Genomic DNA, 15,943 nt, shown 5'->3' with positions numbered 1-15,943 from the left:
AGGAGACGACATGCAGCTTCATCCCGCGCTGGCCGCCACGGCCGCCGCCATCCTGGTCCTGGCTTCGGCCACGGCCCGATCCCAGACCGCCCCCGACGGCTACCCGGTCCGCGCCGTCACCATCGTCGTGCCCTTCGCGGCCGGCGGAAACACCGACGTCAAGACCCGGCTCGTGGCCAGGCAGCTGGCGCAGATACTGGGCCAGCCCGTGATCGTGGACAACAAGCCCGGCGCCAGCGGCAACATCGGAATGGAGTTCGTGGGCCGCGCCGCAGCCGACGGCTACACCATCGCCATGGGCAGCTTCGGGCCGCTGGCCGTCAATCCCTGGATCTATCCCAGGCTCAACTTCGATCCCAAGACCTTTGTCCCCATCATCCTGCTGGAGAAAAGCCCGCTGGTGCTGGTCACGCCCGCCGACAAGCCCTATCGCAGCGTGGCCGATGTGGTGACGGCCGCCAAGGACAGGCCGGGGCAGCTGAACATCGCCAATGCAGGGCCGGGCGGCGCACACCATCTCTCGGCCGAGCTTTTCGAGGCGGCGGCAGGCCTGGACATGGTCGGCGTGCCCTTCAAGGGCGGTGGTCCCGCCGCCACCGCCCTGCTGTCGGGACAGGTGGACCTGATGTTCGAGCAGACCGGTGCGGCCGCGCCCTCCATACAGGCGCGCAAGATCCGCGCGCTGGGTGTGACCTCGGCACAGCGCCTGGCCATGCTCCCTGACGTGCCCACCTTCGCCGAGTCCGGCTTTCCCCAGGTCACCGTCTCCAACTGGATGGGCTATGTGGCGCCCAAAGGCACGCCGCCCGAGATCGTGGCCCGGCTCAACAAGGCGTTCGCCAAGGCCATGGAGCACCCGGAAGTCCGGGAACGCATCGTCTCCCAGGGCAACGAGTTCGGCGGCGGCAGCAGCCAGGAGTTCGCCGCCTTCATCGACAGCGAAGCCGCCAAGTGGGGCCGGCTGGTGAAGGAGCGCGGAATCCGAAGGGACTGAGCGAAAGGCGGGGCCTCCCCCTCCACCCTCGACCTATCCCTCATTGACCAGCAACGACAGCGCATGCGCCTCGGTAGGCAAAGGCACGTCCCAGCGCTGCAGCAGGCTGAGCAGGGCTGCGTTGGTCAGCGTAGTGTCGCGCGCGCGGTTGCGGGCCAGCAGGGTTGGGCGGCTGGCTTCGAGGTGTACGAGTTCCACGCGGGCGCCGTAGGCCAGGCACAGGTCCACGGTCTTGCCGCGCATCTGGCGCGACAGGTGGGTGGCATTCCAGACAAAGGGCTGGCCCGCGCGCAGCAGGGCCTTGGCCTTGTCCACGGCATGGTGGGCAGCGGCGCCCTCGTTCTGGCCGTGGCGCAGGCCCAGCTCCGTACGCGCATCGTCGAAGGAGACCACGGGCAGGTCGCCATGGTGGGCGGCCACCCAGGTGTTCTTGCCGCTGGCCGGCAGGCCGCACATGACGATGGCGCGCGAGCCTTCCTGCTCGTGCAGCGCATAGTCGGGATGCAGCTGCGCGCCGCGGAAGTAGCGCACCGCCGTCTCGGCCGAGGCAAAGCGGCGTGGCGTGCGCAGGCAGCCCTCCTCCAGCGCGAACTCGCGCACCAGCTCGATGTTGACCAGCACGGACGCAATGTCCGGGCAGATGCGCCCGCGCATGTCGGCGCGCGCCAGCAGGGTGAGCAAGTGCAGGTCCACCTGCCAGGACAGCTCGCGCACGATGAACTCGGGCGAGTGGCCGCGGCGCGAGTCGGCAAAGGCGAAGAACGGCACCTGGTGCACGGCGATCAGCCGGCAGATGGCCTCGCGCTGGTCCACGGGCGCGCCGGCCTCCCAGAGCATGAGCCGCGCATCCAGCGCACCCCGGCGCGAATGGCCGGGCTGGCCGATGCGGCCGTCCTCGCCCACCACGGTGGTCGAGCACTTGGCCACGTCGTGCAGCAGCGCGGCCAGGAAGACCGTCTCGCGCTCGGTGGCGGTGAGTGCCGCATGGCCGGGGTCGGCCAGCAGTTCGCGCACCACCATCTGCGTGTGTGTCCAGACATCGCCTTCGGCGTGGTAGACGGGGTCCTGCGGCGTGGTTTTGGCCTGCTCCAGCTGGGGGAAGGCGGCCAGGCAGGCCGCGAAGTCGGGGTCGGCGCCGGGCTGCGGCACCAGGGACTGGATCTGTTTCCAGTTCGTCATGGAAATCTCCTTGCGATGGGCCTGCGCTGCAGGCCTCACCAGTTTTTTGAAATATCGGCCGCAAAGATGTCTGCGCCTTCGCGCAGCCCGTTGGGGACGATGGGCCGCTCGCTGTGGTGCGAGCCCGAGTCGAGGATGACCTGCACGAAGTCCGGCCGCACGAACTTGTAGCGCGCCACGGTCTGGCCGCCCTCCTCCACCTTGAGGTACAGGCCCTCGGCCAGCTCGGAGCCGTCGGTCTGCCGCCAGCACAGCGGCAGGTCCAGCTTCTGGCGGGCCACCACCTGCTCGAAGGCCTGGCGCCAGCGCGCGCTGCGGCCCAGCGAGGGGGCCAGCAGCGCCAGCAGGTCCTGCATGCGCCGGGGCGCCACCCCGCTGTAGAGCACGGGCACCGAGACCACGGGCACGCCGGCCAGCAGGGCATGGCGGCGCGGCGTGTCCAGGAAGCACTGCGCCGAGCGGTCCCAGATGTCGAACTCGCAGAACCAGTGCGGCAGCGCGTCGTAGAACAGCGAGTGCTTGGCGTACATCCACTCGCCGAACACCTGGTAGCGGTCGTCCAGCAGGGACAGCAGCGCGCCCTCATGGGCCTGGGCCCATTGCTTGAAGAGGTTGAACTGGCGTTCGCGCCCGCCGGGCCGCTCGCTGTCCAGGTAGTGGCCGCGCGACTGCAGCAGCAGTTGGCCGTCGCCGGCAAAGCTCAGCGCGGCGTTGGCGCCGTCGAGTTTTTCCTCGACGACGATGTGCTGGCCGGCCAGCCGCTCATAGGGCACGGCGTCGTCCTGGTCACCGGACTGCAGGCGCGAGCCGCGCAGGTGCGGCGTGCGGGGGTATTTGAGGATCTCGACGCTCGAAAGAAAGTGAGCGCCTTGGGCAATGGATGGGGTCATGTCGTGCTTTCCGAAAACGATGCAGCACCCCACGGCGACATGCCGTGGAGCGGGAAAAGCCGACGACGACGCCAGGCGCCGCAATGCAGGGGATGCAGCGACAGCGCGGCCTGGCCCGTGGTGGCCGGGCCGGCAGGCTGTCGAAGGGGAAGATGGCAGGACTGTCGGCACCGTCCGCAAACCGGACGGTCAGCCGCAAGCCCTCAAAAGGCCACGCACCGCAGCGCACACGCAAAAGACATCCGGGGCAAGGCCAGGATCAGCGTGTGACGAAGTCGTTCAGCAGGAAGCTGTGCGGCGGGGCATGGTGCACCTCGAAAGGGTGAGGGTGAATGGGAGGGGTGCGAGTCTATCGCCCGTTGGCCCGCAGGCACAAGCGGCTGCGCGCCATGCCGGGCCGATTGTTGGCTGCTAGCCACGCACGGCGGACTTGAAGGCGGCGCCCAGCGCATCCAGCGCCGCGCGCGGCCGGCCTTCGCGCACGCGGGTGTGCAGCAGCACGGGCAGGCGCGGCAGCGTGGGCAGGCCCAGGCGCGGGCCCACGTCCACGGCGCCCAGGGCCAGCATGCGCGGCGCCAGCGCGGCCACGCCCAGCCCCGCCATGACGGCGGCCGAGACAGCGGCCACGCCGCCGCCCACGAACACCTCGGTCCACGGCATGCGCGCCGTATCCAGCAGTTGCCCGGCCATGGCGCGCACGCCGCAGGGTTCGGCCAGCGTGGCCAGCGGCAGGGGCTCGCCCGCGCGGTGCTGCCAGCCGGGCGCGGCAAACCAGCCGAAGGGCTCCTCGGCCAGCAGCTCGCCGTCGTCACGCCCGGCATGCGTGCGCACGATCACCGTGTCGTACTCGCGCCGGTCAAACCCCTGCAGCAGCGGGCCGGACGATGCGATGCGGATGTCGATCAGCAGCTGCGGGTCCTGCGCATTCATGCGGGCGATCAGTGCCGGCAGCTCAGGCCCGGCCACGTGGTCGCTGATGCCGATGGTCAGCCGCTGACGCGTGCTGACGGCCAGCGCCAGTGCGCGCTCATGGGCCTGCAGCAGTTCGCGCGCATGGGGCAGGAAGTCGGCACCCAGCGCCGACAGCTGCACATGGCGCGGCGTGCGCTCGACCAGCCTGCAGCCCAGCCTCTGCTCCAGCCGCTTGAGCTTGAGGCTGACGGCAGCCTGCGTGGTCTGCATGGCTTCGGCCGCGCGCGTGAAGCGGCCCAGGTCCGCGATGTGCACGAAGCTCTGCACGGCATCCAGGTCGAGGGGGCGTTGAATCATTGCAATTCATTATTACTGATATCAGCAATCATGGCTTCTCAAAATAGCTGGCACGGCCTACCTTCGAGGCTCCCACAACGCAACGCAACGCAACGCAACGCAACGCAACGCAACGCAACGCAAAGGAGCCACACCATGCCCATGACCCGGATCAACATGCGCGCCGGCAAGTCCCCCGCCTACCGCCAAGCCATCTGCGACAGCCTCTACCGCGCCATGCGCGAGACCTTCAACGTGCCGGAGGACGACCAGTTCATGACCATCACCGAGCATGACGGCGACAACTTCCGCTACGGCGCCTCCTACCTGGGCGTGGCGCGCAGCGACGATCTGGTGCTGGTGCAGCTCACGGTCAGCAACACCCGCAGCCTGGAGCAGAAAAAGGCGCTGTTTAGCCGCATCGCCGAGCTGCTGGTCGAAAGCCCCGGCCTGCGGCCCGAGGACGTGTTCGTCAACCTGGTCGAGGTGGACAAGGAGAACTGGTCCATGGGCCACGGGCTCGCGCAATACGCAACTTGAAGACCTCCGAATCGGCGCAACACCGCCAGCGCCGCGCTCAGGCCGGCACCGCCAGCGCCGCCACGAATTGCTGGCCCACGGCGGTGATGATCTCGGCGCGCGCCGCCGTGCGCAGCTGCACCAGGGCGATCTGCCGGCTCTCGGCAGTCTGGGCAATGGGCAGCACGCGCAGGCGCGGGTCGCCCTCCCAGCCATGCCGCGCCAGATTGGGCAGCATGGCCACGCCCATGCCGTCGCGCACCAGCTCCACGATGGTCTCGATGGAGTTGAGCTCCAGGAACTCCTGGGGCTTGGCGCGCAGGCGGCGCAGCGTGCGCTCCACCAGCTCGCCCGTGTGCTCGGTGCGGTCGAAGCGGATGAAGGGATAGCGCTCCACCATGTCGGCGGGCGCCGCGGGCCGGGCGGCGCGCGGCGCCAGCAGCACCATGGGCTCGGCGTACAGCGGTGTCCAGACCAGCGAGGGGCGCTTGATGGCCGGGTTGTAGACCACCACGGCCGCGTCCAGCTCATGGTTCTCCACCTGGGCGATCAGCCGGTTGGACTTGCCCGAGACCACATGCAGGTCCACCGCCGGATGGTGGCGCTTGAGCTCCAGCGTGGCGCGCACCAGCTGGCTCAGCGCCGAGACGATGGAGCCGAACTGCACGGTGCCGGCCAGCGGTGCGTCGGCCCGCGTGCCGTGCTTGGCCTGCTCGTACAGCGCCACCAGCTGGGTGGCAATGGGCACCAGCGCCCGGCCCTGCTCGTTGAGCGTGACCAGCTTGCCCTGGCGCGCGAAGAGCTTGCGCTTGAGGTCGTTTTCCAGCGTGCGCATCTGCAGCCCCACGGCCACCTGGGTCAGCGCCACGCGCTGTCCGGCGGCGGTGAAGGAGCCCTCCGCCGCCACGGCCAGAAAAGTGCGAAGAATGCGCAGGCTTGGCATAAAAGTTTTGCTTTCAAGATTCGTAAGAAATTCCAGCTTTCACCAAACAGTTTCTATCATCAAAATCGCTGGCAACCGATAGCCGATCGTCCTGATCGCACCCTCCCACTTCCCGGATTTCTGGAGATCTCCATGCCTGCACCCGTGTCCCGCCGCCTGCTCGTCTGCTGCGCCGCCCTGTTGACCTGCGCCACGCCCGGCTGGGCCGCGCCCGCCGCCGATGCCTGGCCCTCGCAGCCGCTGAAGATCATGGTGGGCTTTGCCGCCGGCGGCGCCAACGACATCGTGGCCCGCATCCTGGCCAAGGAGCTGCAGCAGCGCCTGGGCCAGAGCGTGGTGGTGGAGAACCGCGGCGGCGCGGGCGGCCTGATCGCCAGCGAAGTGGTGGCCAAGGCGCCCAAGAACGGCTACACGCTGCTGCTGGGCTCCATCGGCAGCAACACCGTGGCGCCCGTGCTGGCCAAGAAGCTGTCGTTCGACCCGCGCAAGGATCTGGAGCCCATCACCCTGGTGGCCGAGTCCGGCAACGCGCTGCTGGTGAACGCCGCCCTGCCCTACAAGACGGTGCAGGAAATGATCGAGGCCGCGCGCAAGGCGCCGGGCAGCATCAACTACGCATCGTCGGGTAACGGCTCCACGCTGCACCTGGCCGGCGCGCTGTTTGCGCAGCAGGCCGGCGTGAACCTGGTGCACGTGCCCTACCGCGGCAACGGCCCGGCCATCACCGATGTGTCGGGCGGCCAGGTGCAGGCCATTTTCTCGGGCATTCCGCCCGCCATCACCTCGGCCAAGACCGGCCAGACCCGCATCCTGGCCGTGACTACGAAGCAGCGCGTCAAGAACCTGCCCAACGTGCCCACCGTCGCCGAGGCCGGCCTGCCCGGCTACGCCTTCACATCCTGGTACGGCCTGTTCACCACGGGCGGCACGGACCCGGCCATCGTCGAGCGGCTGGCCCAGGAAGTGCGCAAGATCATGGAGCGCCCCGAAGTGCAGGCCCAGTTCGAGGCCCAGGGCCTGGACCCCGAGACCAGCGACCCCAAGTCCTTCAAGCAGCAGATCGACCGCGAGCTGACGCGCTGGAGCCGTGACGTGAAGACCATGGGCATCACCGCCGACTGAGGCAGGTTCTTTCATGCACGCCTCTTCCTCTCCCTTCACTCCCGGCAATCCCTACGACTCCAGGCGGGTGCCCGTGTTCGCGCGCAATGCCGTGTCCACTTCCCACCCGCTGGCGGCGCAGGCCGGCCTGCGCATGCTGTGGGCAGGCGGCAACGCGGTGGACGCGGCCATTGCGGCGGCGGCGGCCATGACCATCGTCGAGCCGGTGAGCAACGGCCTGGGCTCGGACGCCTTCTGCATCCTCTGGGATGGCAAGGAACTGCACGGGCTCAACGCCAGCGGCCGCGCACCGCAGGGCTGGGCGCCCGAGTACTTCCACCAGCGCTATGGTCGCCAGGACAAGCCGCCGCGCCGGGGCGTGGACTCCATCACCGTGCCAGGCGCCGTCAGCGCCTGGGTGGCCCTGCACGAGCGCTTCGGCAAGCTGCCCTTTGACGCGCTGATGGAGCCGGCCGCCGAGATCGCCGAGCGCGGCTACCTGGTGCCGCCCGTGGTCCAGCAGAAATGGGCCGCAGGCGCGCCCGAGCTGCAATCGCAGCCGGGGTTCAGGGAAAGCTTCCTGCCCCGGGGCCGCGCGCCGGAAGTGGGCGAGCTGTTCCGCTTTCCCGCCGCAGCGCGCGCCCTGCGCGCCATTGGTGCCACGCGCGGCAAGGCCTTTTATGAAGGCGAGATTGCCCGGGCCGTGACCTCGTTCGTGCAGCAGCACGGCGGCTGCCTGGGCATGGCCGACATGGCCGCGCACGAGGTGCAATGGGTGCAGCCGCTGGCCAAGGATTACCGCGGCCACACGCTGCACGAGATCCCGCCGGGCGGGCAAGGCATTGCCGCGCAGATTGCGCTGGGCATTCTGTCCAACTTCGACCTGGCCAGCCTGCCCGTGGATGGCGTGGCCTCCCAACATCTGCAGATCGAGGCCATGAAGCTGGCCTTTGCCGACATCTACCGCTACGTGGCCGACGCGGACATGGAGGTGACGCCCGCACAGATGCTCGACGACGCCTACCTGGCCTCGCGCGCCAGGCTGATCGATCCGCGCCGTGCGCAGGACTTCAAGGCCGGCAACCCCGTGCGCGGCGGCACCATCTACCTGACGGCAGCCGACGAGAACGGCATGATGGTCAGCTTCATCCAGAGCAACTTCTCGGGCTTTGGCTCGGGCGTGGTGGAGCCGAGCTTCGGCATCAGCCTGCAAAACCGCGGCCACGGCTTCGGCACCGACCCCCAGCACCCCAACCGCGCCAACCTGGTGGGCCCGGGCAAGCGCCCCTTCCACACCATCATTCCGGCCTTCCTGACCCGCGACGGCCAGCCCGTGATGAGCTTCGGCGTCATGGGCGGCAACATGCAGCCCCAGGGCCACATGCAGACTGTGGTGCGCATGCTGGACTACCGCCAGTCGCCCCAGGCGGCCTGCGATGCGCCGCGCTGGCGCGTCAACGAAGGCCTGGCCATCAACGTGGAAGGCGGCATGGACCCGGCCACCATTGCCGGCCTGCAGGCGCTGGGCCATCAGGTGGAGGTCATCCACGACCCCTACCAGGACTTCGGCGCCGGCCAGTTCATCTGGCGCATGGGCGATCCCGCCGTGGAGGGCTACCAGATCGCCAGCGACCCGCGCCGCGACGGGCTAGCGGCCGGGTACTAGAGGATCAGGAAAGTGCGCGCGGCGGCTACTCCGCGCGCAGACGCCCCTGCCGGGTCAGCCGCGCCGCCAGCGCGGCTTCTTCGCTGACCAGGCGCTGCAGCACGGCCGCGCTGGCCGGGAAGGGCTCGCTGCCCAGCTCGCGGATCAGGCGGCTGAACTCCGGGTCGGCCACAGACTGGGAGATCCAGCCATACAGGCTGTCCACGCTGGCCGTGGGCGCACCCTTGGGCGCGAACACGCCCACGAAGGTGGTGGCATCGAACACCGGCAGGCCCAGCTGGGCCAGGTCGGGCACATCGGCCAGCCCGCCCCCGGCGCGCGGCCCCAGCACGAACAGCGCGCGCAGGGCGCCGCTCTTGATATGCGGCGTGGAGCTGGTGATCTGGTCCACCACGGCGTCGATCTGCCCGCCGATCAGATCGACCAGGGCCGGCCCCGATCCCTTGTAGGGCACGGGATTGACGCGCACCTTCACGGCATCTTCCAGCTGCAGCACGGCCAGGTGATTGGGCGAGCCCGGACCGGCATGGCCCACGGTCACGCTGCCATCCTTGGCCTTCATCGCCTTGATGAAATCGGCAGCGGTCTTGAAGCGCGCGTCGTTGGCGCGCACCACCACGACCACGGGCGTGCGGCTGACCACGGCAATGGGCGCAAAGCTGTCGGCGCGGTAGGGCAGCTTGATCATCTCGGGCAAGGTGCCCAACTGGCCCGGCGTGGCCACCAGCAGCGTATGCCCGTCCGGCTCGGCGCGCGCCACCCAGCCCGAACCCACGGCACCTCCGCCGCCCGCACGGTTGTCCACGATCACGGACTGCCCCGCATGCCGGGCCAGCGGAATGCCCAGCGTGCGGGCCACGATGTCCACGTTGCCGCCCGGCGCAAAGGGCACGACCAGCGTGAGCGGCTTGGCCGGAAATGCGCGCGCCTGCACTGCCGATGCAGCCGATGCCGCAGCCAGCGCCGCGAAAGATACCGCCGTGCGGATAAAGCCTCTGCGGCCCGATGTGATTCGATTCATTTTCTCTGTCTCCTGCTATTTGAAAATCAATGACCCCAATACAGGCGCGCGGGATTATCGACCAATACCGTGCGTCTGTATTCCTCTGGAACCCAATCCACCAATGCCTGCGCCAATTCGCCAGCGGAATTCGAACGGGCCTTTATTCCGGGATGCGGCCAGTCCGACCCCCACACAATCCGATGCGGATTGGCCTGCACCAGGGCATGTGCAATGGGAGTCACGGCCGGGTCAACGGCCGATGCCGTTGCCGATATCCGGTAGGCGCCCGAGAACTTCACCCAGGCCCGGCCTTCCTTCATCAGCGCCTGCAGGTTGCGGCTGCCCGGCCCGCCGGCGCCCAGCTGGCGCGACGGGTGGCCGAAGTGATCCACCACCACGGCCACGCCCATGTCGGCAACGCGCTGCGCCAGGCCAGGGTCTTCATCCACGTTCACCAGCAATTGCACATGCCAGCCCAGGCCCCGGATGCGGTCGGCCACGGCCTGCAGGCTGGAGACGGAGACCCCGCCCGAAAACAGCGCATTGCACCGTGCGCCCCGCACGCCCAGGGCGTGCAGCGCTTCGATCTCCGTATCCGGCGTGTCCTCATAGATCACGGCCACGCCACGCATGCGGCCCGCCTCGGCATGGCGCAGCGTCTGCTTGAGCAGGCCGTGGTCGCGGCCATACACGCTGGGCTGGACCAGAACGCAGCGGTCCACGCCCAATGGGCGAAAGGCTTTCCAATAACCGTCCATGGACGCGACAGCCGGTGTATAGGCGCGCTCCGCAATCAACGGAAAATCATCGGAACGACCAAATACATGGAAATGGGTATCGCAAGAATTTTCTGGAAACAGATATTGCTCCGCTGGATTTTCTGCTGCGTCGGAATCACCGGCACAGCGGTTGAAACTGGGTGAATTCATGGGCATTCATTTCAAAGCTGGTGCATTGTCGTGACGCACGTAAAATTCAGTCAAGCTCATCTTTGTCATCATCAAAATGAACAGCATTCAACATGCGGAAGGCGCGCCCCGGGCTCCGGTCAACCTGCGCAGCATCGACCTCAACCTGCTGGTGATCTTCGAGGCCCTGGTGGAAGAACGCAGCGTGGGCAAGGCCGCAGCGCGGCTGGGCATCACCTCCTCGGCCGTCAGCCATGCGCTGCGCCGGCTGCGCACCCAGTTCAACGACCCGCTGCTGCTGCGCACGGCCGAAGGCATGTCGCCCACGCCCGAGGCCGTGCGCCTGGCGCGCAGCTTCCGCAAGGCCTTCAGCGAGATCGAAAGCGCCATCGAGGTCAGCAAGGGATTCGATCCGGCCACGGCGCGGCGCAATTTCCACCTGCGCCTGTCCGACTACGTGGGCGTGCTGCTGCTCCCGCAGCTGTGCATCCATCTGCGTGCGGTGGCGCCGGGCATCAGCCTGTCGGTGCAGTCCTTCGACGGCCGCCAGCCCTCGGACCGCGTCGAGTACGAAGGCGTGGAAATCCGCCTTTCCGTCTCGCGCGGTCGCTCGGTGCTGTCGGCCTCCCGGCGCCTGCTGGACGACCAGTGGATGGTGCTGATGCGCAAGGACCATCCGGCCGCCGCCTCCCCGCTCACGCTGGAGAAATACCTGGAGCAAGGCCACCTGAAGGTCACGGGCGTGGGCAGCAGCATCGTGGACGAGCTCCTGGCCGAGCGCGGGCTGGCGCGGCGCGTGATGTTCCAGGTGCCCACCTGGCTGGGCATGGTGCCCGTCATCGAATCCACCGACCTGGTGGCCGCCATGCCCGCGCACTGGATGCACAGCGTGCTGTCCGGCTCCAACTGCGTGGCGCGCCCCATGCCCCTGCCCGAGCTGGCCCTGTCCATCGACGCCGTCTGGCATCCGCGCAACGACCATGACGCGGGGCACAAATGGTTCAGGGAGCTGATCCACCAGATCTTCCAGGAGGCGTACAGCAAATCCCTGCTCCAGCAGCGCCTGGACAGGGCGGGCACACGGAACAACGCTTAACCCAGCCCTCATGCTTTTCGGTGAAGATGCGGTCTTTCCGCCGCACAAGCCATGACCTCAGAACAACACACTCCAGCGCTGCAGCGCCGCAACCTCGGCCTGCTCGTGGCCGCGCAATCGCTGGGGGGCGCGTCGCCGCCCATCATCATTTCGCTGGGCGGCCTGGTCGGCCAGCAGCTGTCCACCAATCCCACGGCCACCACGCTGCCGGTCAGCATCTACCAGCTGGGCCTGGCGCTGTCCACGCTGCCCGCGGCCTGGCTGATGCAGCGCATGGGGCGGCGCACGGCCTATGTGCTGGGTGCCATCCTGGGCGTGGTCTCGGGCGTGATCGCGGCCCAGGGCATTGCGCAATCGGACTTCGTGACCTTTTGCATCGGCACGGCGCTGGCGGGCTTTTACGCGGCCTGCGTGCAGAGCTACCGCTTTGCCGCCACCGACGCCATGACCGACCCCGCCGAGCAGGCGCGTGCCATCTCGCGCGTGATGATCGGCGGGCTGATCGCGGCCATCATCGGCCCGCAGGTGGTGATCTGGACGCGCGACGCCCTGCCCATGACACCGTTCGCAGGCAGCTTCTACAGCCAGGCCGTGCTCGCCCTGCTGGCCCTGCCGCTGCTGCTGGGCCTAAAGCTGCCGCCGCCCCAGGCCCGCGCCGTGGCGGGCGAGGCCCGGCCGCTGGCCGAGATTGCGCGCACGCCCCAGTTCATCGTCGCGGCTTCGGCCGGCGTGGTCAGCTACGGCCTCATGGCCTTTCTGATGACGGCCGCGCCCATGGCAATGGTGGGCTGCGGCCACACGGTGGGCGAGGCGGCGCTGGGCATCCAGTGGCATGTGCTGGCCATGTTCGCGCCCAGCTTCTTCACGGGCCGGCTGATCGCGCGCTTTGGCAAGCGCCGCATCACGGCGCTGGGGCTGGTGATGATCGCCGCCTCGGCCCTGATGGCGTTGATGGGGCTGGAGCTGCTGCACTTCTGGGGCTCCCTGGTGCTGCTGGGCGTGGGCTGGAACTTCGGCTTCATCGGTGCCACGGCCATGGTCACCGAGTGCTACCGCCCTGCCGAGCGCGCCAAGGTGCAGGCCCTCAATGACTTCCTGGTCTTCGGCACCGTGGCCGTGGCCTCGTTCGGCTCGGGCCAGCTGCTGCACACGGCCGGCTGGGACGGCATCAACACCTGGCTGCTGCCCATCGTGGGCGTGGTGCTCCTGATGCTGGCCGTGCAGGGACGGGGTCGCGGCGCGGGCGCGCCGGCCTGAAGTGTGAAGCGCATGTCGGAACGGACGCCATGCCAGGCCATCGGAAATCGTGGTCCAGACCTCTTGTGGAGAGAATCCATGCGTGAAGCCATTGCACTGTTGTGCGGCCTGGCATTCGCAGTTCCAGCCATGGCGCAGATCTATCAATGCAAGGATCCATCCGGAGAAATGAATTTTTCCGACCGTCCATGCAGCAGCGCGCAAGTCGGCGGCATGATCGAGCGCCGAAAGACGGATGCGGAGATTCTCCAGGAGCGCGCCGAGGCCGCGCAGGCCAATGAGCGCAAATACCGCCAGCAGGCCGTAGACGCACAGCGGCGCCAGATCGATAGCCAGCAGCGCATGATCGACCAGCAGGCGCAGCAGCCCACGCCTGCATCAGCCTCCCCGGGCTGCAGCCAGGCTCGCAAGGAGCTGGAATTCGTCTCCAGCATCCGCAGTCTCTCCGAAGGCGAAAAGCGCATGCGCATGAATGCGCAGATCTCCAACGTGAACGCATCCTGCGGCACGAATATGCCCTTGCTCCAGGAGCCACCCAAGATTGTCCTGACCCCTCCCGCCGGCACCCGCACCGTAAAGCTCGACCGGTGCAAGGCAGACAGCTGCTTCGACATCAAAGGCAACCTCTATCGCCGGTATCGCGACACCTTGACCGCCTACAACGGGCTGATCTGCCTGCTGGAAGGCGACACGATTCGCTGCGACTGAGCAGCGCCATCCAACCCATGATGGGCCCGCCAAGGCGGACCTGTGCTGGACGCAGCACCAGGCTACTTGCGGCCACCCTCGGGCAGGTCCACGCGGCGGCTGCCCAGCCAGAGCACGGCCACCCAGCCCAGCAGCGCCAGGGCCAGCAGCACGGACAGATGCCATAGCGCCGCCTCCAGCGGGGCGCCGGCCTGGTTCAGTCGCAGCGAGGCCTGGATGGCCGCCGTGCTGGGCGACAGCCAGCGCAGCGCCTGCAGCAGTTGCGGCAGGGCTTCGGCCGGCCAGCTGAAGCCGCCGACGAAGGCCAGCGGGATGGAGGTGAACAGCACCACCTGCATGGCGCGCTCGCGGTTGGCCAGCCACCAGCCCAGCAGCGCCGCCGCTCCCGCCACGGCCGGGACGAAGACGGCCAGCAGCGCCAGCGCACCCCAGGGATTGCCGCCGCGCGGATAGTCGTGCCAGACAAAAATCCAGCCGAAGTAGTACAGGCCCGAGAGCCAGCCCAGCGTGCACAGCGCCAGCAGCCGAGCCAGCCAGGTGCGTGCCGGCGCCCTGTCCAATCCCTGCTCGCGCCAGGTTCCCACCAGCAGCGCGCCGCCCATGAGCAGCGTCTGCTGCAGGATGATGATGGCCACGGCGGCGACGACGAAGCTGCCGTAGCCTTCCGTCGGATTGAACAGGGCCTGCATCTGCAGGTTGACGGGCGAGCGGCTGGCCTGGGCCTGCAGCGCGCTCTGTCCGCCGGCCGTCAGCCGCCGCAGCTCCACGCCTGCCGAGACCGTGCCGAAGGCTTCGGCAAAGCCGTACTGCACCTGCTTGGCGGCCAGCGGGTAGGCACCGTTGGCATAGACGGGGACCACGGCCTCTTCGCTGCGCACCACGCGGCGCTTGAGGTCGCGCGGCAGCAGCGCGTAGCCCATGACGCGGCCATCCAGCAGGGCCTGCTGCGCCTGGGCCTCGTCGCCCGTGACCAGGGTCACCTCGATGCGCGGGCTGGCCTGGGCAAAGCGCAGCATCTGGCGCGCCAGGCCGCTGGCGTCGTGCTGCACCACGGCCACGGGCACGCGCTGCACGACCTCCTGCCCATAGAACCAGGGATAGAAGAAGCCGTAGAGCACGGGCGCCCCCACCAGCAGCATGAGCACGCCCACGTCGCCGAACACGGCACGCAGGGCGCTGATGAAGTCATGCGCAAAGCCCCTGGCCATCTCAGCGCCCTCCCCATTTGTCGGGGCGGGAAAGGCCGCGCGCCAGGCCTGCCGTGGCCAGCAACAGCAACACCAGCGCGGCCAGCAATAGCCCGACCACCACGGGCAGGCTCTGCACGATGGGCGCGCCCATCTGCAACTGCTCTATCTGCAGCCGCGCATAGTGGGTATAGGGCATGGACAGGGCCCAGGCACGCGCCGAATCCGGCATGGCCAGCAGCGGAAAGCCCACGCCGCTGAACGCAAAGGCCGGCGCCGACAGCAGGCCCGCGCCCGACAGCGCCGTGCGCAGCGACAGCGTGAGCGCCGCCAGCAGCGCCCCGGCCGCCAGGCTCACGGCGATCAGCAGCAGCAGGGCCAGCGCCACCCAGGCCAGGCTGGCAGCGCCCTGCCCCGGATGCCAGCCCCGTCCGGCCGTGAGCCACAGCATGGCCAGCGTACCGCCCAGGCCCAGGCTGGCCCAGGACAGCGCCAGCTTGCCCGCCAAGGCGCCCGCAATGGCGCTCCAGCCGGGCTTTCCCGGGCCCGCAGCCTCGGCCATCCACTGGCCCAGCGTGCGGTCGCGCAGCTCGCGCCCCACGGACCAGGCGCCGGCCGTCATACCCAGGATGTGCAGCAGCGCGGGAATCAGCGCCGCCGCCAGGAACTGCTCGTAATTGGTGGAGATGTTGAACAGCGACACCAGGTTGGTGCGTATGGGCTCCATGCGCACGCGCAGCGCCTGGGCCGGGTCGCCGCGCTTGGCACGGGCCTGCATTTCCACGCCGGCCGACAGCGTTCCCACCACCTGGCGCAGGTCGCGCTGGATCAGGCTGGAATGCGTGGCCAGCTGGGCGTTGTGCATGAGCACCACGTCGGCCCCCTGGCCCCGCTTGATATCGCGCGCAAAGCCGGGCGGGATCTGCACCACGGCGTAGGCATTCATGGACTGCAGCGCCCATTGCGCCTCCGAGGCATTGAGCACCTGCGACTGCACGGCCAGGCCCGGCGTGGCATCCAGCATGCGCACCAGCTGGCGCGACAGGGCGCTGTGGTCCTGGTCCCAGACGGCGACCGGCAGGCGCTGGACCAGGCCTGCCGAGAAGATCCAGACCATGAGCAGCAGCGCCAGCAGCGGCACCCAGCTGACCATGGCCAGGTCCCAGGGCCGCCCGCGCAGCAGACGCCATTCGCGCCGCAGGCTGGCGGCAAAGGCCGTGGGCGGGTTCGCGCTCACTGCCGCC

Annotated in this window: 15 protein-coding genes; 7 read left to right on the top strand and 8 right to left on the bottom strand. The window is 68.7% G+C overall.

The annotated features are described in order from the left end of the window. Window positions 1-10: 10 nt before the first annotated feature. Complete coding sequence (locus LGR64_RS07675; RefSeq protein WP_034395452.1) at window positions 11-994, top strand: Bug family tripartite tricarboxylate transporter substrate binding protein; 984 nt, start codon at window positions 11-13, stop codon at window positions 992-994. A 33-nt stretch (window positions 995-1,027) separates the two neighbouring features. On the opposite strand, the gene LGR64_RS07670 is transcribed toward LGR64_RS07675, so the two are convergent. From LGR64_RS07670 to LGR64_RS07660, 3 genes are all read right to left on the bottom strand, one after another. Then, the gene (locus LGR64_RS07670; RefSeq protein ID WP_230355176.1) at window positions 1,028-2,173 is read right to left on the bottom strand and encodes an AAA family ATPase; all 1,146 of its coding nucleotides are present in this window, start codon (window positions 2,171-2,173) and stop codon (window positions 1,028-1,030) included. A 35-nt stretch (window positions 2,174-2,208) separates the two neighbouring features. Then, entirely contained in the window at window positions 2,209-3,063 is an 855-nt protein-coding gene (locus LGR64_RS07665; RefSeq protein WP_230355175.1) for an RNA ligase family protein, read from the bottom strand. A 411-nt stretch (window positions 3,064-3,474) separates the two neighbouring features. Next, a complete protein-coding gene (locus tag LGR64_RS07660; protein ID WP_230355174.1) occupies window positions 3,475-4,332 on the bottom strand; it encodes a LysR family transcriptional regulator in 858 nt (285 codons plus the stop codon). 135 nt (window positions 4,333-4,467) lie between these two features. On the opposite strand from LGR64_RS07660, the gene LGR64_RS07655 reads away from it, so the two are divergent. Next, window positions 4,468-4,851, top strand: a complete 384-nt coding sequence (locus tag LGR64_RS07655) for a tautomerase family protein (protein ID WP_034395446.1) — start codon at window positions 4,468-4,470, stop codon at window positions 4,849-4,851. A gap of 37 nt (window positions 4,852-4,888) precedes the next feature. Here the strand turns inward: LGR64_RS07655 and LGR64_RS07650 are convergent, their stop codons facing one another. Further along, the gene (locus tag LGR64_RS07650) at window positions 4,889-5,773 is read right to left on the bottom strand and encodes a LysR family transcriptional regulator (RefSeq protein ID WP_043822811.1); all 885 of its coding nucleotides are present in this window, start codon (window positions 5,771-5,773) and stop codon (window positions 4,889-4,891) included. A 132-nt stretch (window positions 5,774-5,905) separates the two neighbouring features. On the opposite strand from LGR64_RS07650, the gene LGR64_RS07645 reads away from it, so the two are divergent. Further along, window positions 5,906-6,895 carry a Bug family tripartite tricarboxylate transporter substrate binding protein gene (locus tag LGR64_RS07645; protein WP_013801719.1) on the top strand — a complete coding sequence of 330 codons (990 nt, stop codon included), beginning with the start codon at window positions 5,906-5,908 and terminating at the stop codon, window positions 6,893-6,895. 13 nt (window positions 6,896-6,908) lie between these two features. After that, window positions 6,909-8,540, top strand: a complete 1,632-nt coding sequence (locus LGR64_RS07640; RefSeq protein WP_230355173.1) for a gamma-glutamyltransferase family protein — start codon at window positions 6,909-6,911, stop codon at window positions 8,538-8,540. Between the two features lie 25 nt (window positions 8,541-8,565). On the opposite strand, the gene LGR64_RS07635 is transcribed toward LGR64_RS07640, so the two are convergent. Then, the gene (locus LGR64_RS07635; RefSeq protein WP_013801717.1) at window positions 8,566-9,561 is read right to left on the bottom strand and encodes a tripartite tricarboxylate transporter substrate binding protein; all 996 of its coding nucleotides are present in this window, start codon (window positions 9,559-9,561) and stop codon (window positions 8,566-8,568) included. 26 nt (window positions 9,562-9,587) lie between these two features. After that, entirely contained in the window at window positions 9,588-10,478 is an 891-nt protein-coding gene (locus LGR64_RS07630) for an amidohydrolase family protein (protein WP_230355172.1), read from the bottom strand. Window positions 10,479-10,548: 70 nt separating this feature from the next. Between LGR64_RS07630 and LGR64_RS07625 the strand changes: the two genes are divergently transcribed. The 3 genes from LGR64_RS07625 to LGR64_RS07615 all read left to right on the top strand — a co-directional run bounded on the left by LGR64_RS07625 (window position 10,549) and on the right by LGR64_RS07615 (window position 13,512). Continuing rightward, window positions 10,549-11,547: a LysR family transcriptional regulator gene (locus LGR64_RS07625; protein WP_063325727.1), complete on the top strand. Its 999-nt coding sequence runs from the start codon at window positions 10,549-10,551 to the stop codon at window positions 11,545-11,547. A 51-nt stretch (window positions 11,548-11,598) separates the two neighbouring features. Then, window positions 11,599-12,804, top strand: coding sequence for an MFS transporter (locus tag LGR64_RS07620; protein ID WP_230355171.1), 1,206 nt, complete (start codon window positions 11,599-11,601; stop codon window positions 12,802-12,804). 78 nt (window positions 12,805-12,882) lie between these two features. Next, complete coding sequence (locus tag LGR64_RS07615; protein ID WP_230355170.1) at window positions 12,883-13,512, top strand: DUF4124 domain-containing protein; 630 nt, start codon at window positions 12,883-12,885, stop codon at window positions 13,510-13,512. 62 nt (window positions 13,513-13,574) lie between these two features. Here LGR64_RS07615 and LGR64_RS07610 read toward each other — a convergent pair whose 3' ends face one another. After that, on the bottom strand, window positions 13,575-14,720 hold the full coding sequence (locus LGR64_RS07610; RefSeq protein ID WP_230355169.1) for an ABC transporter permease: 1,146 nt from the start codon (window positions 14,718-14,720) through the stop codon (window positions 13,575-13,577). A 1-nt stretch (window position 14,721) separates the two neighbouring features. After that, window positions 14,722-15,936, bottom strand: coding sequence for an ABC transporter permease (locus LGR64_RS07605; RefSeq protein WP_230355168.1), 1,215 nt, complete (start codon window positions 15,934-15,936; stop codon window positions 14,722-14,724). Window positions 15,937-15,943 lie beyond the last annotated feature (7 nt).

This window comes from Delftia sp. Lp-1, from assembly GCF_020523835.1.
GTDB lineage: Bacteria > Pseudomonadota > Gammaproteobacteria > Burkholderiales > Burkholderiaceae_C > Comamonas > Comamonas acidovorans.
Note: the sequence above shows the minus strand (reverse complement) of the source record. Positions and strands in the feature narration are given on the sequence as shown.